The sequence below is a fragment of the Nocardia brasiliensis IFM 10847 genome (assembly GCF_000710915.1).
Lineage (GTDB): Bacteria > Actinomycetota > Actinomycetes > Mycobacteriales > Mycobacteriaceae > Nocardia > Nocardia brasiliensis_A.
On the sequence record NZ_BAUA01000093.1, the window covers coordinates 1 to 18,379 of the forward strand.

At 68.4% G+C, this 18,379-nt stretch carries 19 protein-coding genes; 10 read left to right on the plus strand and 9 right to left on the minus strand.

Going from position 1 to position 18,379, the window contains the following annotated elements; all coding sequences use genetic code 11:
- Positions 1–91 precede the first annotated feature (91 nt).
- A complete protein-coding gene (locus tag NBRGI_RS20465) occupies positions 92–712 on the minus strand; it encodes a TetR/AcrR family transcriptional regulator (protein ID WP_029898699.1) in 621 nt (206 codons plus the stop codon).
- 76 nt (positions 713–788) lie between these two features.
- On the opposite strand from NBRGI_RS20465, the gene NBRGI_RS20470 reads away from it, so the two are divergent.
- The 4 genes from NBRGI_RS20470 to NBRGI_RS20485 all read left to right on the plus strand — a co-directional run bounded on the left by NBRGI_RS20470 (position 789) and on the right by NBRGI_RS20485 (position 2,815).
- Positions 789–1,169, plus strand: a complete 381-nt coding sequence (locus NBRGI_RS20470; protein WP_029898700.1) for a DUF1761 family protein — start codon at positions 789–791, stop codon at positions 1,167–1,169.
- Positions 1,170–1,196: 27 nt separating this feature from the next.
- Positions 1,197–1,478 carry a DUF1905 domain-containing protein gene (locus NBRGI_RS20475; RefSeq protein ID WP_029898706.1) on the plus strand — a complete coding sequence of 94 codons (282 nt, stop codon included), beginning with the start codon at positions 1,197–1,199 and terminating at the stop codon, positions 1,476–1,478.
- A 415-nt stretch (positions 1,479–1,893) separates the two neighbouring features.
- Positions 1,894–2,268 (plus strand): DUF6968 family protein, encoded by a 375-nt coding sequence (locus NBRGI_RS20480; RefSeq protein ID WP_441920630.1) that lies wholly within the window; start codon positions 1,894–1,896, stop codon positions 2,266–2,268.
- Positions 2,269–2,557: 289 nt separating this feature from the next.
- Complete coding sequence (locus tag NBRGI_RS20485; protein WP_235211030.1) at positions 2,558–2,815, plus strand: NAD(P)-dependent oxidoreductase; 258 nt, start codon at positions 2,558–2,560, stop codon at positions 2,813–2,815.
- 6 nt (positions 2,816–2,821) lie between these two features.
- Here the strand turns inward: NBRGI_RS20485 and NBRGI_RS20490 are convergent, their stop codons facing one another.
- Entirely contained in the window at positions 2,822–4,081 is a 1,260-nt protein-coding gene (locus NBRGI_RS20490) for an MFS transporter (protein ID WP_029898709.1), read from the minus strand.
- 195 nt (positions 4,082–4,276) lie between these two features.
- On the opposite strand from NBRGI_RS20490, the gene NBRGI_RS20495 reads away from it, so the two are divergent.
- Positions 4,277–5,080, plus strand: a complete 804-nt coding sequence (locus NBRGI_RS20495; protein ID WP_036560063.1) for a VOC family protein — start codon at positions 4,277–4,279, stop codon at positions 5,078–5,080.
- Here NBRGI_RS20495 and NBRGI_RS20500 read toward each other — a convergent pair.
- The 3 genes from NBRGI_RS20500 to NBRGI_RS20510 form a co-directional block, all read right to left on the minus strand.
- Complete coding sequence (locus tag NBRGI_RS20500) at positions 5,077–5,544, minus strand: hypothetical protein (RefSeq protein ID WP_029898711.1); 468 nt, start codon at positions 5,542–5,544, stop codon at positions 5,077–5,079. The genes NBRGI_RS20495 and NBRGI_RS20500 overlap by 4 nt on opposite strands.
- Positions 5,545–5,643: 99 nt before the next feature.
- Positions 5,644–6,306 (minus strand): response regulator, encoded by a 663-nt coding sequence (locus NBRGI_RS20505; RefSeq protein WP_029898714.1) that lies wholly within the window; start codon positions 6,304–6,306, stop codon positions 5,644–5,646.
- The gene (locus NBRGI_RS20510; protein ID WP_235211031.1) at positions 6,303–7,466 is read right to left on the minus strand and encodes a sensor histidine kinase; all 1,164 of its coding nucleotides are present in this window, start codon (positions 7,464–7,466) and stop codon (positions 6,303–6,305) included. Before NBRGI_RS20510 ends, NBRGI_RS20505 begins: the two co-directional genes overlap by 4 nt.
- A gap of 246 nt (positions 7,467–7,712) precedes the next feature.
- Between NBRGI_RS20510 and NBRGI_RS20515 the strand changes: the two genes are divergently transcribed.
- Positions 7,713–8,612 (plus strand): sterol desaturase family protein, encoded by a 900-nt coding sequence (locus tag NBRGI_RS20515; RefSeq protein WP_357871445.1) that lies wholly within the window; start codon positions 7,713–7,715, stop codon positions 8,610–8,612.
- A 7-nt stretch (positions 8,613–8,619) separates the two neighbouring features.
- Here the strand turns inward: NBRGI_RS20515 and NBRGI_RS20520 are convergent, their stop codons facing one another.
- On the minus strand, positions 8,620–9,426 hold the full coding sequence (locus NBRGI_RS20520) for a nuclear transport factor 2 family protein (protein WP_029898719.1): 807 nt from the start codon (positions 9,424–9,426) through the stop codon (positions 8,620–8,622).
- 109 nt (positions 9,427–9,535) lie between these two features.
- Between NBRGI_RS20520 and NBRGI_RS20525 the strand changes: the two genes are divergently transcribed.
- A complete protein-coding gene (locus NBRGI_RS20525; protein WP_029898720.1) occupies positions 9,536–10,879 on the plus strand; it encodes a TIGR01777 family oxidoreductase in 1,344 nt (447 codons plus the stop codon).
- A gap of 13 nt (positions 10,880–10,892) precedes the next feature.
- On the opposite strand, the gene NBRGI_RS20530 is transcribed toward NBRGI_RS20525, so the two are convergent.
- Positions 10,893–12,161, minus strand: a complete 1,269-nt coding sequence (locus tag NBRGI_RS20530) for an SAM-dependent methyltransferase (protein ID WP_029898721.1) — start codon at positions 12,159–12,161, stop codon at positions 10,893–10,895.
- 558 nt (positions 12,162–12,719) lie between these two features.
- Positions 12,720–13,565 carry a MerR family transcriptional regulator gene (locus tag NBRGI_RS20540; RefSeq protein ID WP_029898724.1) on the minus strand — a complete coding sequence of 282 codons (846 nt, stop codon included), beginning with the start codon at positions 13,563–13,565 and terminating at the stop codon, positions 12,720–12,722.
- A gap of 278 nt (positions 13,566–13,843) precedes the next feature.
- Between NBRGI_RS20540 and NBRGI_RS20545 the strand changes: the two genes are divergently transcribed.
- From NBRGI_RS20545 to NBRGI_RS20560, 3 genes are all read left to right on the plus strand, one after another.
- Positions 13,844–14,404: a lipocalin family protein gene (locus NBRGI_RS20545; RefSeq protein ID WP_029898726.1), complete on the plus strand. Its 561-nt coding sequence runs from the start codon at positions 13,844–13,846 to the stop codon at positions 14,402–14,404.
- 120 nt (positions 14,405–14,524) lie between these two features.
- Positions 14,525–15,850 carry a cryptochrome/photolyase family protein gene (locus tag NBRGI_RS20550; protein ID WP_029898727.1) on the plus strand — a complete coding sequence of 442 codons (1,326 nt, stop codon included), beginning with the start codon at positions 14,525–14,527 and terminating at the stop codon, positions 15,848–15,850.
- A 230-nt stretch (positions 15,851–16,080) separates the two neighbouring features.
- A complete protein-coding gene (locus NBRGI_RS20560) occupies positions 16,081–16,866 on the plus strand; it encodes a PIG-L deacetylase family protein (RefSeq protein WP_029898729.1) in 786 nt (261 codons plus the stop codon).
- A gap of 22 nt (positions 16,867–16,888) precedes the next feature.
- Here the strand turns inward: NBRGI_RS20560 and NBRGI_RS20565 are convergent.
- A partial coding sequence (locus tag NBRGI_RS20565) for a sensor histidine kinase (protein WP_029898731.1) occupies positions 16,889–18,379 on the minus strand: 1,491 nt, incomplete at its 5' end.

The window sequence follows — 18,379 nt, forward strand, 5'->3', positions numbered from 1 at the left end:
CATGAGGGCGGTCTCGAACGAATAGTTCGGGACCGCCCTCGTTTTTTGTCCGGGTCTTGTGGTGTGCGTCGGCTCGGCAGCCCTCGGATCGTCAATCCCGACCGTAAGCGGCCAGGAACAGGTCGATCGCCGGCTCGACGGTGTCGTGCGCGGACGCGGTGGCGTCCAGCATCCGGGAGTTCAGGGGTGCGCCCACGACCAACCAGGTCAGCTGTTCCGCGGCGATATCGGGGTCCGGAATCCGCAGCGCGCCGCGGCTGTCCAATTTCTGCAGGGTCGTGGCGAGGTTGCCGATGTTGCGAACCCAGCTCTGGTGCAGATAGGTGGCGCCGACCTCGGGGTGGCGCGCGGCCTCGGCGGTCACCAGACGGCGCATCTCCACCACGGGCGCAGCGAGCACGCCCGCCCGAAGTCCGCGCGCCCAGTCGATGAGTCCCGCGCGGACATTCTCGGCGGCCTCGAGCCGCTCCAGCGCGGGGCGCATCGCATCGCGACCCGCACGCGCCCACTGCTCGACCACTGCGGCGAACAGGCCCGCCTTCGACGGATGTTCTCGATAGAGCGACGTTTTGGATATCCCCGCACGCGCGGCGACCTCGTCCATGGTCGACCCGGCGAAGCCGCGCTCCAGGAACACCGCGCGGGCGACGGCCAGTAGTTCGGTGCCGGACTTCCCCGGCGGCCGGCCGCGGCGTCCATCTGCAGAGCTCATGCGCTCCACTTTAGTACTTGACAGTACTAAGATCCCAATCTAAATTTAATACCGCATCGTACTTAAGGAGTTCGCCATGGTAGTCGCAGGTATCGCCGTCGCGGCGGTCGTCTCGTTCGTCATCAGTGCGGTGTTGTACGCCGCGCCTCCGGTCGCGGCGCTGGTGTCCCGGACGAGCACCCCGCGGCCCGGCATCGGCCTGCCGGTGCAGATGGTGTTCGTGCTCCTGCGTGGTCTGCTGGCGGCGGCGGTGCTCGCGATATTGCTGATGATCGGCGATCGACATGGTGTCGCAGCCGGGGCGGCGCTGGGCGCGATCGTGGCGATCCTGCCGGTGACCATCCTCGCCGGGGCGATCGTGCACGAGAACGTGCCGATCCCGACGGCCCTCGTGCACATGACCGACTGGGTCCTCAAACTCATCGTCAGCGGCGTCGTCCTCGGACTGTTCCTCTGATCCCCACTCCTCGACAGGAGGCCTCCCATGGCTGCCGGAACCCTCGACGTCACCTTCACCGCCGTCCTCGGAAAAGTCCGCGAAGGCGACACCTGGACCTGCGTGCAACTTCCCGACTCCGCAACGATCTTCGGCACCCGAGGCCTGGTCAAGGTCAAAGGAACCGTGGACGGTGTCCCCTTCGCCTCCTCCTTCATGGCCCTCGGCGACGGCACCCACAAACTCCCCGTCGCCGCCGAGATCCGCCGCCGCATCGGCAAGACCGACGGCGACGAGGTCACCATCCACCTGACCGAACGACTGAACTGACCCGCAGCGCCGCTGGACACGCCCGCCGTTGGTCCGCCCGCCAGGACCTCCACCCTGCACCCCTTCCCTGCGAGACCGTGGAAGGGTGCGGGAAGTCGTACGCGGAGCAGCGGCGCCACCTGCGTGGTGCCGCGCACGATCTCGAATTGCAAAAGTCGGAGCAGCGGACTCTCGGGTGCTTCTGGTCAAACGTGCTGAATCCGGCCACCGCGAGCGGCATTTCCTTGACGATGTCCGAGTATCGGCCGCGCATAGTGATCCGTGTGCTCTGAGCAAGAGCAGCCGCAGTCTCGCCTGGCCGATGACCGCGATTCTGTTCGCGAGTCACGTCGCATACGCGACCTTTCTGATGTCGGCGGGGTGCTGAGCTGAGTGGGAGCCCGTGACCGGGGGCAGTTGCATAGGATCGGTGCTCGTGACCAGCGCTGGATCCGCACACTCTGCCCTGATCGGTAGCCGCACATTCGATGACCGCAACGGGGTGCCTGTGACGGTCGAAGTCGATCAACCCGTCTACGACGACGCCAACGGTTATTGGCGTTGCGTGTGGCGGATCGGTGGACTGGGACGCGGCAGCGAACCGTTCGACGGGTTCGGCCTGGGCGAGGATTCGATGGAAGCCCTGATGTACGGGCTGTGGGGCCTGGAAGCGGTCCTGAGCAGCCCCCGCAACGACCCGCCGGTGACTCGACACGGCAGCACCGACTTGGGCCTGCCGCGCAACTCGACACCCCCGTTGTCCGACGAACAGCGCAATCTGTTCGAGGGGATGCTGCCTCCACACGAGTGATGCGGGGCCGGATCGGGCGTCCTCCAGAGCGGAGTCGATGGGTTCCACTTACCGTCTATACGGTTCACAGGGCATACAACCCCTGTGAACCGTATGCACGCTCTGTGAAGTCCGCCCCTATCTGTCGCTTGGCCTGCCGTCCAGCACACCCTGTCGCGGATGAATCCGCACCGGAGACCGCCGCCCTCGTGACGCGTAGCCCGGCCGGCGGCCCGCTCCGCCCTGCTCCCGCACCCCTTCCCGCTGTGTCCGCCGTGACGATCCGAACCACCCGCTCTGGTATCGCCTTGTGGCGAAAACGTTGATGCGTGAGCTCTACGGCGACATGCGCCTGATGGAAACGATCGTCCGGGACAGCGGCCTCGACTGGACTTTCGTGCGCCCCGCCCGCCTCACCGATGCTCCGCCGACCGGCACCTGCCGCGTCCAGGACGGCGAAAACCCCAGTGGCGGTCGGCAACTCTCGCTCACCGACCTGGCCCGGTTCATCACCGCCGAACTGGACGCGCCGCAGTGGCTTCGCCGAATCCCTACTCTCGCACAGTGATCGGCGCTAATCGTCCAACGCGTGCCTGCCGGTGAGCGGCCCCCACACCCCGACCAAGGTGACCATCGCGAGCAGCGCCACGGTGATCACCGAGAAGACCAGGCCGGGCCCGCCGGGGCGATCGAGCAACGGCAGCAGCAGGAAAGGCAGCAGTGCCGTGCTGACCTTGGACAGCGAGTAGGTCGCGCCGGATGCGGTGCCGCGCACCGCGGTGGGGAACGATTCGGGCAGGTAGGCGTGGATGGCGTCGGAGAAGACGTTGCTGGTGACGGTGAACAGCGCGCCGGAGAGCAGGATCAGCGGCACGCTGGTGGCGAAGCCGAAGACCAACCCGAACACCGCCATCAGGGTGGCGGTGCCCATCACCAGATGTTTTCGTTCGAATCGCTCCATCAGCGGAATGGCGAGCAGTGAACCCAGCGGATAGCCGAGGTAGGTGATGGCCAGATAGCTCAGCGAGGTCACCACCTCGAATCCCTTGCGGTCCAACACGAGTACGGCCAGCGTGCCGAAACCGTAGTACCCGAACACCTGCAGGATCATCACCGCGGAGAACAGCGTGGTGCGCGCGCGATACGGCGGCCGCAGGATCGCGCCGAAGGGCAGCGCGCCCTCCTTCTGTTCCTGTCGGGCCAGCCAGCGCGGCGATTCGGGCATGTTTCGCCGCGCGACGACGACCACCGCGGCGCCGAGCCCGCCGATCACGAACAGCCAGCGCCAACCGTCGACCCCGAAGGGCTGCAACGGAACCAGCCATTTGGCGAGGAATCCGACTGTGGGCACGGCGCAGAAGCCGATGGTGTAGGCCGTGGCGATCATGCGGCCACGCACCTGTGGCGGAACGACTTCGGACAAATAGGTATCGGAGACCGTCATCTCCGCGCCGATGCCGAGCCCGGCCAGGAACCGGGTAGCCATCAGGAAGGCGACATTCGGACTGAACGCGCCGAGCAGGGTGAAGCCGGAATACAGCGCGATGTTGACCATGAACATCCGGCGCCGGCCGAACACATCGGACAATCGGCCGATCACCAGCGCGCCCAGGAACTGTCCCGCGAACGCCGACCCGACGATGCCGCTGAGCTGGAAGGTGGACAGGTGCAGTTCTTGCTTCAGTACGCCGGTGATGGTCCCCGCGAGGAACAGCTCGTAGAGGTCGAAGAACAACCCTGCGCCGACGAGGACAACCAGTTTGCGATGGATGGGACGAACCGGTAGTTCGTCGAGACGCAGCCGCTCGCGCCCGACATCGGAAGCAGTTGTCATGCCGCCATACTCCTGATCAACCCCCCTTGCGGCAACTAATCCGCGTCATATCTGGGTTTTGTGCGGTTTGCACTTCCACAAGGGGTGCACAACAGCGGATTCCACTGCCCGGCGGGGCGGTCTGGTGATTGACTTGCCGTGCGCCGGGCCGCCCCGGCCACGTCGCAGCAACCCGAGGTCAAGGAGGCCACGGACATGCCCACTCATGAAGGAAGCTGGCCGCAGGGAACGCCGTGTTGGGTCGACAGTCAGGTCGACGACACCGCAGCCGCCCGCGAATTCTATGGCGATCTGTTCGGCTGGGAGGTCTTGGACAGCCCGCCGGACGCGGGCGGATATCTGATGGCGCTACGTCACGGCAGGCCAGCCGCGGGTATCGGACCCAAGCCGGCGGGCATGGCGATGCCCTCGGTGTGGACCACCTACTTCGCCGCGGACAGTGCCGATGAGATCGCCGAAAAAGTCATCGCGGCAGGCGGTTCGGTGATCATGCCGCCGTTCGACGTGCTCGATGTCGGCCGGATGTGCGTGGCGGCGGATCCGGTGGGCGCGGTCTTCGCGGTGTGGGAAGCCAAGGCGCACAAAGGGGCCGAGATCTGCAACGAGGACGGCGCCTACTGCTGGAACGAGCTGCACACCGACCATTACAAGCAGTCGCAGGAGTTCTACGCGGCCGTATTCGGTTGGCACTACACCGAAATCGGCGACGGCAACTTCGTCTACTCCACCTTCGGCCTGACGCCGGAAGGCGATCCGGTCGGTGGGGTCAATGACGCGAGCAAGACGCCCGGTGACGCTCCGTCGTTCTGGCTGACCTGGTTCCAGGTCGACAACACCGACGCGACCCTGGCCAAGGCGACCGAATTGGGTGCCACGGTCCTGATGGGCCCCGATGACAGCCAGTTCGGGCGGATGAGTGTGTTGCAGGGTCCGCAGGGCGAGGCGTTCGGTGTGATCGATCCCGCGACGACGGCGGGTGCACCGCCGCCGGGCGCTTAGCGCCGCCGAAGTCCGGTCGCCGCGGCCGCGGTGAATTCCGCGGCCGTGGCGGCTCGCGCCAGTTCGACATCATCGGGTGCGGCGGCGGCCCGCTCCGCCGCGCGTACCGCTCGCTCGGCTTCGAGCACGCCGAGGAGGCTGTCGGTGGCCTTCTCGGCGGCGAGGATGGCGGTGTAGGCGGCCTTGGCGGCGTCCGCCGCGGCGCGCGCCGCTTCGACGGTGGTCGTCGCGGTGTCACTGTGCAGGCCGGGTTTCGTCTTCGGCGCCGCCGCGGCTCCGCCGGGACGGACCGCTCGCTCCCGGGCCTGAGCACTGTCGGTTCGTTGCTGCGCCTGCTCGATCAAGGCTTTGCGGGTGGTCGCGTCGGTGGTGCCCCGGTCCTGGGCGAACGCGACACCGGCTCCGGGCAGGAGCAATGCGGCACCGATGACCGTGGCGACAATCCGGGCGCGAACACAGCGCATTGCGGCTCCATCCGTCGAAGTAGACCAAGCAGTCTGCTAAACCGTACTGTCCACCGGCCCGATTCGTGGAGATCTCGGACGGGCGTGCCGGAAAGACAGTCAGCGTGGGTGCCGCGGGACCAGGCCGTGCTGATGGGCGTAGACCACCGCGTGGATGCGGTCACGCACCCCGAGCTTGGCCAGCACCCGCGAGACGTGCGTCTTGACCGTCTCGTCGCCGACCCCGAGCGTGCTCGCGATCTCGGCATTGCTGCGCGCGTCGGCGAGCAAGAGCAGCACCTCCAGCTCGCGCGCCGTCAGTTGCGCCACCTCCGGCGGGGTCTGCGGGGGAGCGATGCTGTGCGCGAACCGCGCGACCAGGCGCTTGGTCATCGAAGGATCGATCAGCGCGTCGCCGCGGGCGGCGATGCGGACGGCCGCGATGAGTTCTTCCGGTGGCAGACTCTTCAAGAGAAACCCGCTCGCGCCCGCCTGTAGCGCCCGGTAGAGGTTGGCGTCGCTGTCGTAGGTGGTGAGCACCAAGACGTAGGTGCCGCCCGCCGCCACGATGGCCTCGGTCGCGGCGAGGCCGTCCAGCTTGGGCATCCGGACGTCGAGAATCGCGACATCCGGTCGCAGCCTGGCGGTTTCGGCGATGGCGGTGCGGCCGTCGCTCACCTCGGCGACACAGTCGAGGTCGTCCTGGCTGTCGACCACGGCGCGCAGGCCCGAGCGGAACATGCTGTGGTCGTCGGCGATCAACACGCGGATCCGGGTGTTCACGTTCCTCCGATCGCCACGGAAACCTCGGTGTGCCAGTGTGTTCCGTCCTGGTCCGGGCCGTAGTCCAGCTTGCCGTCGAAAAGCTCCGCGCGCCTGCGCATCCCACCGAGGCCGCGAGGCACCGCGTTGTCGGAAGTCGCGGGCGGGTGCGGCATCGGGTTGCTTGCCCGGATGGTGACGCGTTTGGGACGGTAGGTCACCTCCAGTCGCGCATGCGCCCCGTCGCCGTGGCGCAGCGCGTTGGTCAGCATCTCCTGCACGATGCGGTAGAGCGTGATGTCGAGCGAATCCGGGAGTGCGACAACAGGACCGGTCACGCTCACCGCGACGGTCAATCCGGCCGCGCGGACGTGCTCGACGAGCCGGTCGACATCGGCCAGTCCCGGTTGCCGTTGGCCGTCGTCGTCGCGCCCGTGCAGCAGATCCAGTTGGCGGCGCAGGTCCTCCATCGCCGCGCGGCTGCTCGACTCCACCGCCGTCAGCGAGCGGGTCGCGGCCGTATTCGTGGTGCCCGCCAACGCCATTCGGGCCGCGCCCGCGTGAATTCCGATGGCGCTGACGTGATGGGAGATCACGTCGTGCAGGTCGCGCGCGATGGCGGCGCGTTCCTCGGTCACCACGCGTTCCAGCGCGACCTGATGTTCCTGCTGACGCAGTTTCGCGCGCTGCTCCAGATCGGCGATATACGCGCCGCGCGCAGCCGTGTACCGGCCGACCAGCCAGGGCACACACCCGGCCGATATCGTTCCGGCGAGTAGCAGCAGCCAATCGACGGAGGCGCCACCCCGCGCCAGCAGGCGCGCCGCGGTGACGCCCGCGCACAGGGTGAGCATGGTGAGCACCGAAGTCGAACCGGCCAGCCAGGCCCCCGCCCGATACCCGGCGACCAGGAAGCCGACATCGGCGAAGCGCGGTCCGAATCCGTGATGGATGAGCAGCATCGTGGCGAGCAACCGCACCACGACGTGGGCCAGCGCGACCACCCCCGCCGTGCGCGGCGGCGCGGCCAGGGCGAGATCGGCCGCGACGATGCAGGTGACCGCGGCGGCGGTCTGCCACGGCGCGACCGCGAACACGCCGCCGAATCCGAGCACCGTCGCGTCGACCACCGCGGCCGCTACGGCGACAATGACCGACTGGCGGGCGAGTGACCTGCTCACATCCAACAGTTCGCCACCGCCTTCGTGTTGATCCAGCGTCCGATCGTAGCCAGGCCCACCGCTGTGCCTACGCAACTGTGCCCGCGAAACGGACACGTCGCGTCCCCCGCGGGAGGGATCTCGGCTCCCTCGTCGGCGCGATGTTTACGCAGGCCAGCGCCCGTACCGTCGGAAAGCGTCAGCAGACGGTGAAGGAGATCTCATGATCGAGCGTCGAGTGCGGCCGCGGGTCGGCGAGGTGGCGTCGTGAATTCTGTGGAGTTGCTCAGCTATGCCATTCCGGCATTCGCGATATTGATGGCGGTGGAGTGGATCGCGTATCGCCGTGATCCCGACCGCGCCGAGAACGCCGGGGCGGGCCGCGACACCGTGTCCAACGTGGCGACGTTCACGCTCGGCAGGCTGGTGAAGCCGCTGATGCAGTACGTGCTGCCGTTCTCGGCCGTGGTCGGCGCGGCCGCGATCACGCCGCTGCACCTGTCCCCGAAGTCCTGGTGGGTCTGGGTGCTCGGCCTGGTGGTCACCGACTTCTGCTACTACTGGGCGCACCGTGCCGATCACCGGGTCCGGATCATGTGGACCGCGCACAGCGTGCACCACTCCAGCGAGTACTTCAATCTCTCCACGGCGATTCGCCTGCCGTGGCTGCACCCCGCGGCCACCCTGTTGCGCGGATTGGCTTGGGTGCCTGCGGCGTTGCTCGGTTTTCCGGCCTGGATGATCTTCGTGCTGCAGAGCATCGGCCTGCTCTACCAGTTCCCGATCCACACCCAGCGCATCAAGACCCTGCCGCGCCCGATCGAGTTCCTGTTCAACACCCCCGCGCACCACCGCATCCATCACGGCTCCAACCAGCCCTACATCGACAAGAACTACGGCGGCATCCTCATCATCTGGGACCGCATGTTCGGCAGTTTCGCCGCCGAGTCCGAGCCGATCCGCTACGGCCTCACCAAGAACATCGGCACCGACAATCCGCTGAAGGTCAACTACCACGAGCTGGCCGGGCTGGTCCGCGATGTCCGCGGCGCTCGTAGCTGGCGTGGTCGCCTCGGTTACATCTTCGGGCCGCCCGGCTGGACCGAGTTCCCCGCTGCCGCCGAACCTGTTGCCGCGCAACCGGAGAAGTCGATTCAGCTCGCCTGAACGCGGGTCAGTGCTGATCGAGGAAGAAGCGCACGGCCGCGATATGCGGTGAGCCCGCGGTGAAGTCGACGAACACGACACCGCGGGCCTCGCCGATCCGGACACTCGCGCTGACGGTGCGGCCCGCCGCGATCAGCTTGCTCCACCGCATGTTTCGCGCCCGGTTCGTGAACTCCTCGAGCGAAACCGGTGTGCCCGCCGGTAGTTCGACGACGGCGTAGTGGCCGAGCAGGCCGCGGACGCGGGCGATATCGGTGCTGCCGGCGGCAGCGAAAAGGCGTGCCGCCGTGCGTTTGCCCGCGCTGCCGACACCGCCGAGTGCCCGCATCATGCCGAGCGCTCCGGTCACGCCCTGGTTGGTGATCAGTTGCGGACCGAGTTGCAGTCCCGCGCCCACTCCGCGCGGCCCGGTGCGCAAGAGTTGCACGATCATCGGTCCGAATTCCCAGTGCGCGGCGAGATGCGCGATCTTCCACTCGCCATGCTGCTCGGTGAGCCGGTAGCGCAGGTGCATCGGCACCGACACCCGGGCGCCGGTCGCCATCGTGGTCTGGATGGTCAGATCGCGGACCACCGTCGGCGGCTGCACAATATCGCGATCGACAAGGAAGACAATGGAATTCGGCCCGATGAAGGTGTCGTAGAACCGTTCGATCGCGGGCCCGCCGACATGCGGACTCGACCCGACCGGATCGTTGACCTCGGCGTCGTCCGCGAAGAGCGCGACCCACCCCGACTTGTCGTGCGCGGCCACCGCGCGCGGTGACGCCTGCACGGCCGTCAACAGCTCCGCGGCCGCGGGTTCCAACGGCATGGCAATTCCTCCGATGTCGGCATTGACTCGATCCATGGTAGAACAAGTTCCAATTGGATCAACGATGCATGAACGTTGCAATGCGGCGGGACCTCGTTAGAGTCGAGGCATGGGCATCGAGTGTTCGACCGTTGTCGCGGCACCCCGCTCCGAAGTCTTCGCGTGGCATGCCCGACCAGGCGCGTTCGCCCGGCTGGCACCGCCGTGGCAGCCGGCTTCGGTGCTGACCGAGGCCGATTCACTGGCGAGCGGCCAGGCCGTGCTCGGCTTGCCGGGCGGATTGCGCTGGGTGGCTCGGCACGACCCGGACGGCTACGACCCGCCGCAGCGGTTCGTCGACCGGATCGCCGTCGCCGGGATCGCGTCCTGGCCGGCGGGTCTGCTGCTGCGCTGGCGGCACACCCACGATTTCGAGGCCGTCGACGAGACGCACACCAGGGTGGTGGACCGCGTCGCGACACCGGTGCCGGCCTTCGCGCTGCGGCCGATGTTCGACTACCGCTACCGGCAGCTGACCGACGACCTGGCCGCGCACGCCGAGGCGGCGCGCGCGGGATTCACGGCCCGCACGATCGCGGTGACCGGTGCCTCCGGCCTGGTCGGTACGGCCCTCACCGCCTTCTTGTCCACCGGCGGACATGCTGTGGTGCGTTTGGTCCGGCACGCGCCCGGGCCGGGTGAAAGGCAATGGGACCCGGACGACCCCGCACCGGATCTGCTCGACGGTGTGGACGCGGTGATCCACCTGGCGGGCGCCTCCATCGCGGGCCGGTTCACCGACGAGCACAAGAAGGCCATCGTCGAAAGCCGCATCGGGCCGACCGAGCGGCTGGCGGCACTGGCGGCTCGGGCCGGCGTCGCGGCCTTCGTCAGCGCGTCCGCGATCGGCTACTACGGCTACGACCGCGCAGACGAGCGATTGACCGAAACAGCCTCGCGCGGTGGTGGTTTCCTCGCCGACGTGGTCGAGAACTGGGAGGCGGCCACACGTGCCGCGACCGACGGCGGCGTCCGCGTCGTCACCGTGCGCACCGGGATCGTGCAGTCGCCGCGCGGCGGTACGCTGCGGCTGCTGCGGCCCCTGTTCGCGACCGGTCTCGGCGGCCGGATCGGCGACGGTGAACAGTGGCTGTCCTGGATCGGCATCGACGATCTGGTGGACATCTACCATCGCGCCCTCTGGGACGACACCCTGTCCGGGCCCGTGAATGCTGTTGCGCCACAGCCGGTGCGCAACAGTGAATACACCCACGTGCTGGCGGCGGTACTGCACCGGCCCGCGTTGCTCCCGGTACCCGAGTTCGGTCCGGCGCTGCTGCTCGGTGAGCAGGGTGCGCGCGAACTCGCCGCCGCGAGTCAGCGCGTGCTGCCCGCTGCGCTGGAGCGAGCCGGGCATCGTTTCCGCACACCTGATCTCGGGACCACGCTGCGACATCTGCTCGGCCGTACCTGAGTTCGACCCCGCGTCATGTCGTGGCGTCGCGGGTCAGCAGGATCTGGTGCACATCCAGGTAGCCGCAGCGGAATCCGGCCTCGGCATGCGCCAGATACAGCCGCCACATCCGCCGGAAGATCGGATCGAAGCCCAATTCGGCGACCCGTTCGGTGCGGGCGTTGAACCGCTGCTGCCACAGCCGCAACGTGTGCGCGTAGTGCTCACCCATCGAGAGTTGTTCGCGCACAACCAGTGTGGTGCGGCGAGCAGCGACGTCGGCGAGCAGCCGGGTGGACGGCAAGAAGCCGCCGGGAAAGATGTACTTCTGCACCCAGCTGTAGGTGTGGCGGGTGGCGCGCATGCGGTGGTGCGGCATGGTGATCGCCTGGATCACCGCGCGTCCGTCCGGTGCGAGCACCCGGTCGATGGCCTCGAAGAAGGTTTCCAGGTACTCGTAGCCGACGGCCTCGATCATCTCCACCGACACCACCGCGTCGTATTCGCCGCTCACCCGGCGGTAGTCGAGCAGATCGACGGTGACCCGCTCGGAGAGCCCCGCGGCCGCGATCCGGTCCAGCGCGAGCGCGCGCTGCTCGGTCGAGAGGGTCACCGAGCGCACCGATGCGCCGCGGGCAGCCGCGCGCAGCGCCAATTCACCCCAGCCGGTGCCGATTTCGAGTAGCCGGGTGCCCGGCCCGACCCCGGCGCAATCGAGGATCCGATCGATCTTGGCGCGTTGGGCGGCGGCGAGGTCGGCCCAGCGCGGCGGCGGGGCGGTGGCGGGGAACAGCGCGCTGGAGTAGGTCAGGGTCTCATCCAGGAACAGTTCGAAGAGATTGTTCGACAGGTCGTAGTGCCTGGCGATGTTGGCGCGGGTGTTCGACTCGCTGTTGCGTTCGGCGGCCGGATGTCTGGCCACGTAGAACCGGCGCAACACGCGCAGCGGCGCCGGGACGAGGCTGTCGATATGCGCGGCGAACACCGCCAACGTCGCGGCCGGATCGGGTGCGGACCAGTCACCGGCCATATAGGCCTCGCCGAAACCGATCAGGCCGCCGACGCCGAGCCGCGTGGCGAAATCGCCGGGGCGGTGCAGCACCAGTCGGGGCGCGTCCGCGCCGCCTCCGCCGAGCGTGCTCCCGTCCGGGTACTCGACCAGGAGCGGAAGCGCGCGCACGGCGCGTCGGAACAGCTTGTCCGCCACCGCCGCGGCGAGCGTGGCGCGAGTGCCTGCGGGCACGCGCTCGATATCGGGCCATGCGGTCGCGGGGAGTGCCGCGATGTGGGATCGGATGCTCACCGCGAATACTCCTCGAGGTGCTAGGCGGGCCGGGGACGAGCGGCAGGCCGCGTGCCGGGGCTGCACGCCGTGCCTGCGAATGCGCACCGAGACCACAAGTGCGGCAAAGGGTATTGCCACTGTCGCGCGCAGGATGGTACGGATGGTGGCCGAATGGCAACGGCCGGTCATCGAGGCGGCGAAGATCGGCCGGTTACCGGTAGCTGAATTCGTGTCGCAGCGGGAACCGGCGAACGCGGTGGATCCGGATGCGGACGACCGCGTGGTCCTGCCGTCCGTGCCGCCCCGGTGTGGCCGGAAAGTCCGTGCCGAGCCGTTCGGTAGCGAGCAGAACGGACAGTGTGGACGCGGGCTGTGCCGCGGCCGGCACGGGTTGCCCGCAGTTGTCCAACGATTGCGGCGGTAACTTCACGTGCATCGCTTATGCATCGTTTTGCCTGGTGATCTCTGCAGGACTCAGTGATGTAGCCGGCGCGGCGTCGGCCGGGCGCAGTGCATGTCAAGGATTGCCTCGGAGTGCGGGCCGAATGAGGGCGAATCCGTTGCGCCCGCGTCTGGTCAGCTCAGTTGTTCGACGGCGTCGAGCAGGCTGGCCACGCGGTGGGCGGAGTCGGGCAGGATTACGGCTTCCCAGCCGGGGCCGCCGACGAACACCCGGGCGCCGGCCTCGTGGCACGCGCGGATTGCCGAGGTCAGTGCGGTCGATTCCTGCTGGGACCAGAGCACCACGGCGGCGGGCTGGGTGTGCCTGGCGAGGCTGTCGGTCAGTGCGCCGGTGGGTACGTCCGCGCCGAGCATTTGGGCGCCGATATCGCGTTCGGCCAGTGCCGCGCGCAGCACCTCCAGCGGGAGCGCGTGCGTTTCCCCGCTGGTGCAGGCCAGCACCACCGGCGTCGGCGCGGGTGTGACCGGCGGCGGGTTGGTGCGATGCAGCACTGAGGTGATGCACCAGGAGAGCAGGTGTTCCACATCGATGCAGCGTTCGCCCGCGCCCTGCCGGTCGACGATGTCGGCGAAAGCGGGGCGGCACAGGCGATCCCAGGTATCGGCGACGCCGTAGGCGCGGAAGTGGGCCTCCAGGTGATCCGATACCGCGCGGGTTTCGAGCATGAAGGCCGCGGCGAGCAACGGATACCGATCGCCCAGTCGCGGGGCCGGACCGCGCACCGCCGCGGCCGCACCCGCCGGGGTCGCGCCGTCCTGGATGAGCGTCACCATGCGGCCGAGCTGGGCGATGTCGGCTTCGGTGTAGAGGCGGTGCTTGCCCGGCCGATGTTGCGGCGGCCCGATGTTGTAGCGCCGGTTCCAGCTCCGCAACGTCGCCGTCGGGATGCCGAGTCGCTCGGCTACCGCGCGGACCGTGTAGCCGGCCGCGTCGGAAGCGTGAGCGGAACCGGCGGTCATCGCCTCATTCTGCCTGTCCCGCCGCGCCTGATTCACCACGACCGCCGTCGCGCCGTCGCGCCGAGTGTCCGGCGGCCCGACCGCGGTGCCCAATGCGTGGTCGACCGGCCCGTCTGCCTCGACCTGTCGCGGGGTGGTGGGCCGGTGGATTCCGCCTCGACGCGATCCGGGGATAGTGAATCGGTTTTGCATCGTTATGCGATAGGATGGCGGATATCGTCGATAACCGAGGAGTTCGTGTGACATCTCGAAGCAAGCGGTATCCGGTAGGTCTTTCCATGGTTGTGGCCGGTTTCGCGGCCGCGGTTCTTTCGCCGGGTAGTGCGCAGGCCGCGCCGGCGCCGGTGCCGTCGCTGGACCTGAATCGGTACCTCGGTACCTGGCATCAACTTGCGGCGGTCCCGCAGTACTTCAACCTCGCCTGTGCCCGCGACACCAAGGCGAACTACTCGCTCGACGCGCAAGGCAACGTCGCGGTGCGTAACACGTGCACCACCTGGACGAACGGGAACAACGAGATCGCGGGCACCGCGACGGTCAACGACCGCACCACCAATGCGCAACTGCACGTGAGCTTTCCGGGCGTGCCCACCCAGGATCGGCTCGACGGACCCACCAACTACATCGTCACGGCGCTCGCCCCGGACTACTCCTGGGCGGTCGTCACCGACCCGAGCCGGCTGTCCGGCTTCGTCCTTGCGCGCGACACTCGGCTCGACCCCGCGGCCTGGTCGGGGGTGCGCGCGGGAATCGTTGCGGCGGGCCAGGATCCGTGCCTTTACCTGACCTCGCCGAGCACCGGTGGCTTCACCGGGATCGTTCCGCTCTGCACAGTGTGACCTTCGGACCGGCGCTCGTGAGGGTCGCGTCGAGGTCGTAGGCCTGAGCCGCCCGTCGCACCGCGGCGCCACCCTTCCGGGCGCCGGACCGCATTCGTCTCAGCACTCGAAGAGGAGCAGATGACCGTCACCATCGCTTTGTTCACGCGCGACCTGCGGGTGCGCGACAACCCGGTGCTCACCGCGGCACATCGCGAAGGCGCCTCGGTGGTACCGCTTTTCGTGATCGACGAGGCGATCGCCGGTGGTCGGTTCGCGGCCCCGAACAGGGCGCGTTTCCTGGCCGCCGCGCTGAGCGAACTGGACGCCGAGTTGCGCGCGCTCGGCGGCAAGTTGGTGGTGCGGCGCGGCGACGTCGTCGAACAGGTGGCCGCGGTGGCCGACGAGGTCCATGCCGACAGCGTGCACATCGCCGCCGACGTCAGCGGGTACAGCCGCAGGCGGGAACAGGCGCTGCGGGAACGGTTGGCGCAGCGCAGCTGTCTGCTGCACAGCCACGCCGCCTCGATCACCGCCGCCGATCCCGAGGTGCTCGTCCCGTCCACCGGCCGCGACCACTTCGCCGTCTTCACACCGTATTTCCGGCGCTGGACCGAGGCACACCAGCGCAAACCGCTGGGCAAGCCGCGCGAACTCACCGTGGCGCCGGTGCACAGCGATCCGCTGCCCGAACCCGAGGCACTCTGTGCGGGCCCGACTTCCCCGCACCTTTCCGTCGGCGGCGAGACGACGGGGCGAAAGATCGTGCGGGACTGGCTGTCCGGTCCGATCGAGAACTATGAGGAGCGCAACGACGACCTCGCCGCCGATGCCACCTCCCGGCTCTCGCCGTATCTGCATTTCGGTTGCGTCTCGCCGGTCGAGCTGGTGCACCGGGTCGATATGTCCACCCCCGGCGGCCATGCCTTCGCCAGGCAGTTGTCCTGGCGCGATTTCCATCACCAATTGCTCGCGGCCAGGCCGGATATCGCGTGGTCGGACTATCGGCCCCGCCCGGGCGAGTGGCGTGAGGATCCGCAGGCCGCCGCGGCGTGGCGGGACGGCCGCACCGGGTTCCCGATCGTCGACGCCCCCATGCGCCAGTTGCAGGCCGAAGGCTGGATGCCCGGCCGGGCCAGGCTCATCACCGCCAGCTTCCTGGCCAAATCGCTGCGCATCGACTGGCGCGTCGGCGCCGCGCACTTCCTGCATTGGCTGGTGGACGCGGATCTGGCCAATAACCAGCTCAACTGGCAGTGGGTCGCCGGTACCGGCACCGACACCAGGCCCAATCGCGTGCTCAACCCCCTCCGGCAGGCCAAGCGCTACGACGAGAACGGTGATTACGTCCGGCGTTGGCTGCCCGAACTCGCCCATCTTTCCGGTGCCGCGATCCACACACCGTGGCGCGAGAACATCGATCCCGCCGACTATCCGGCGCCGATCATCGAATGTGTCGGCATGTAGCGCACCGATTCCGCGGTAGATGCGCCCGTACCCCTTCCTAATTCGCGATGGCAGGTCTTGAATTGGTACATCGAGGCTTGTTCGTCCCTGCGGAAAGGGGGCCTGTGATGATGGGTACCGTCGATATCGCGATCACCGTCGCCCGCATCTTCGACACGTTGCAGAAGGCGCTGCTGCTGCTCATCCTGCGCTGACCCGCCGCCGCGACCGACTGCTGCCAGACTGGTCCGATGGCGACCGTCGTGGCATTGCACGCACACCCCGATGACGAAACACTGCTCACCGGAGGCACACTGGCGAAGCTGGCCGCGGCGGGGCACCGCACCGTACTCGTCGTGGCGACCGATGGACATATGGCCACGCTCGACGGACCCGCACCGCGGCTGGCCGAACTGTCCGCCAGCGCAGCTGCATTGGGGGTCGCGCGGGTTGTGCACCTGGGCTACGCCGACAGCGGGCACGGCGCGGTGCTCTACGCGGACCCGGCGGACCGAACCCGCTTCGTCCGAGCCGATCCCGAGGAAGCCGCCGCGCGACTGGCCGCGATCCTGCGCGAAGAAGCGGCCGAGATCCTGTTCAGCTACGACCGCAACGGCGGCTACGGCCACCGAGATCACGTGCGGGTCAGCGAGGTGGGCAGCCGGGCGGCGGAATTGACAGGCGTGCGGGTTCTGCAAGCCACCATGCCACGCGAAAACGCGCTGCCCATAGCGCGTTTGCTCTCCGCACTCCGCATCCGGAGCAACCTCGCGCGGTTGGATGCCGTGTACAGTCCGGCCGCCGAGATCACCCACCGTATCGATGTGCGCCGCTTCGCGGGGCAGCGCCGGACCGCGCTCGCGGCGCACCGCTCGGTGCTCGCGGGCACGAGTGGATTCGCGACCGTCGCCGAACTGCTGGTGCGGATGCCGACCTGGATGCTGGGCCGGATCATGCGGTGGGAGTGGTTCATCGAGGAGGGCGCGGTGCCGCAGAGCCCGCCGCTCGACGACGTGCTCGTCGCCGGTCAGCGATGAAACACGGTGCGCGCGGGCCGATCTAGGAGGTCGACGGGCTGCGCGGCAAGAAAACGGTGAACGTGGCGCCTTCGCCCGGACTGCTGTCCAAGTTCACCCGGCCGCCATGCGCGGCGACCAGCGCCTGCACGATCGATAGGCCGAGCCCGGTGCCCCCGCTCGCTCGCGTCCGGGAGGCGTCGGTGCGGTAGAAGCGCTCGAACACCCGCGCGGCCGCCTCGGGCGAAAGCCCGGGCCCGGAATCGATCACGTCGAGACGCACTTCGTCGACGCAAGGCGTGAGCCGGACGACGACGGCGGCTGCGGGCGGGGTGTGGGTCAGGGCGTTGCCGAGCAGATTGGCCAGCACCTGGCGCAGTCGCGGCTCGTCGCCCAGCACATCGAGGGTGCCCTCGCCCGGTTCGATCACCAGGCCGATGCGGCGCTGCGGTGTGTCGGGCGGGTGCTGGCGGGCGGCCATGGCCTGCGCGCTGTGCACCGCGTCGCCCGCGAGCGCGAGCAGATCCACCGGTTGGCGCGCCAGCGGCCGCTTCTCGTCGAGCCGGGCCAGCAGCAGCAGGTCCTCCACCAGCAATCCCATCCGTTCGGCCTCCGATTCGATCCGGCCGACCACCATGGTCGCGTCCGTGCTCGCTCCCTGCCGATACAGCTCGGCGAAGCCGCGGATCGTGGTCAGCGGGGTGCGCAACTCGTGACTCGCGTCCGCGATGAAGCGGCGCATCCTGGCCTCGGAGCGCCGCGCCGCTTCCTCGGACGCCTCGGTGGCGGCGACGCCGTACTGGATCTGCGCCAGCATCTCGTTCAACGAGCGCGCCAGATGATCGACCTCGGTGTCCACGTTGCGCACCGGAACCCGCCGGTGCAGGTTGCCGCCCGCGATCGCCGCGGCGGTGTCCTCCACCGCGCGCAGTGGCCGCAGGCTGCGCTGGATCACCAGGTAGCCGAGCACGCCGAGCGCGACCAATGCCGTTGTGCCTATGGCCAGTTCGAAGAAGATCAGGCGGGACACGGTCTCCTGGTTGTCGGTCAGCGGCAAGGCGATGATGGTCGATCCGTATTCGTTCGAGATGGACAGGACCCGCCACCGCACCGACGACCCACCGCTCGATCCCACCGTCGTCGGGGTGTCGCCGAGCTGGGCCGGCAGCTCCGGCGCACCGGAATTGGTAGCGCCGCCATCGGGCTTCGTATAAACCTGACCTCCGGCGCCCTTGCGCAACTCGAAGAACCGCCGCGGCTGATCGCCGATCGAACGGGGTGCCGGCAGTTGCGCCGGCGCGTCGGCCGGAATCCATTGCACCGCACCCTGATCGGAGAGCACTACCTTCATCGGCCGCGGCTCGGCCCAGGAATGTGCCGCGTCGAGCAACTGCTCGTCGGTGCGCTCGGTCAACGAGCGGCTCAGGCCCGAGGTCACCGCCACGCCTGAGGCGAGCAACGCGGTGGTCGTCAGCAGCAGTACCGCGATCACCAGACCTATTCGCAGCGGCACGGCGGACAGACGCCGAGCCAG

Excerpts from the sequence above, each read along its gene's own strand:
- NBRGI_RS20490 (WP_029898709.1), bottom strand. The coding sequence starts at position 4,081 with ATGACAACTGCTTCCGATGTCGGGCGCGAGCGGCTGCGTCTCGACGAA.
- NBRGI_RS20465 (WP_029898699.1), bottom strand. The coding sequence starts at position 712 with ATGAGCTCTGCAGATGGACGCCGCGGCCGGCCGCCGGGGAAGTCCGGC.
- NBRGI_RS20545 (WP_029898726.1), top strand. The coding sequence starts at position 13,844 with ATGGTTGTGGCCGGTTTCGCGGCCGCGGTTCTTTCGCCGGGTAGTGCG.
- NBRGI_RS20550 (WP_029898727.1), top strand. The coding sequence starts at position 14,525 with ATGACCGTCACCATCGCTTTGTTCACGCGCGACCTGCGGGTGCGCGAC.
- NBRGI_RS20500 (WP_029898711.1), bottom strand. The coding sequence starts at position 5,544 with ATGCGCTGTGTTCGCGCCCGGATTGTCGCCACGGTCATCGGTGCCGCA.
- NBRGI_RS20540 (WP_029898724.1), bottom strand. The coding sequence starts at position 13,565 with ATGACCGCCGGTTCCGCTCACGCTTCCGACGCGGCCGGCTACACGGTC.
- NBRGI_RS20470 (WP_029898700.1), top strand. The coding sequence starts at position 789 with ATGGTAGTCGCAGGTATCGCCGTCGCGGCGGTCGTCTCGTTCGTCATC.
- NBRGI_RS20495 (WP_036560063.1), top strand. The coding sequence starts at position 4,277 with ATGCCCACTCATGAAGGAAGCTGGCCGCAGGGAACGCCGTGTTGGGTC.
- NBRGI_RS20560 (WP_029898729.1), top strand. The coding sequence starts at position 16,081 with ATGGCGACCGTCGTGGCATTGCACGCACACCCCGATGACGAAACACTG.
- NBRGI_RS20475 (WP_029898706.1), top strand. The coding sequence starts at position 1,197 with ATGGCTGCCGGAACCCTCGACGTCACCTTCACCGCCGTCCTCGGAAAA.
- NBRGI_RS20520 (WP_029898719.1), bottom strand. The coding sequence starts at position 9,426 with ATGCCGTTGGAACCCGCGGCCGCGGAGCTGTTGACGGCCGTGCAGGCG.
- NBRGI_RS20525 (WP_029898720.1), top strand. The coding sequence starts at position 9,536 with ATGGGCATCGAGTGTTCGACCGTTGTCGCGGCACCCCGCTCCGAAGTC.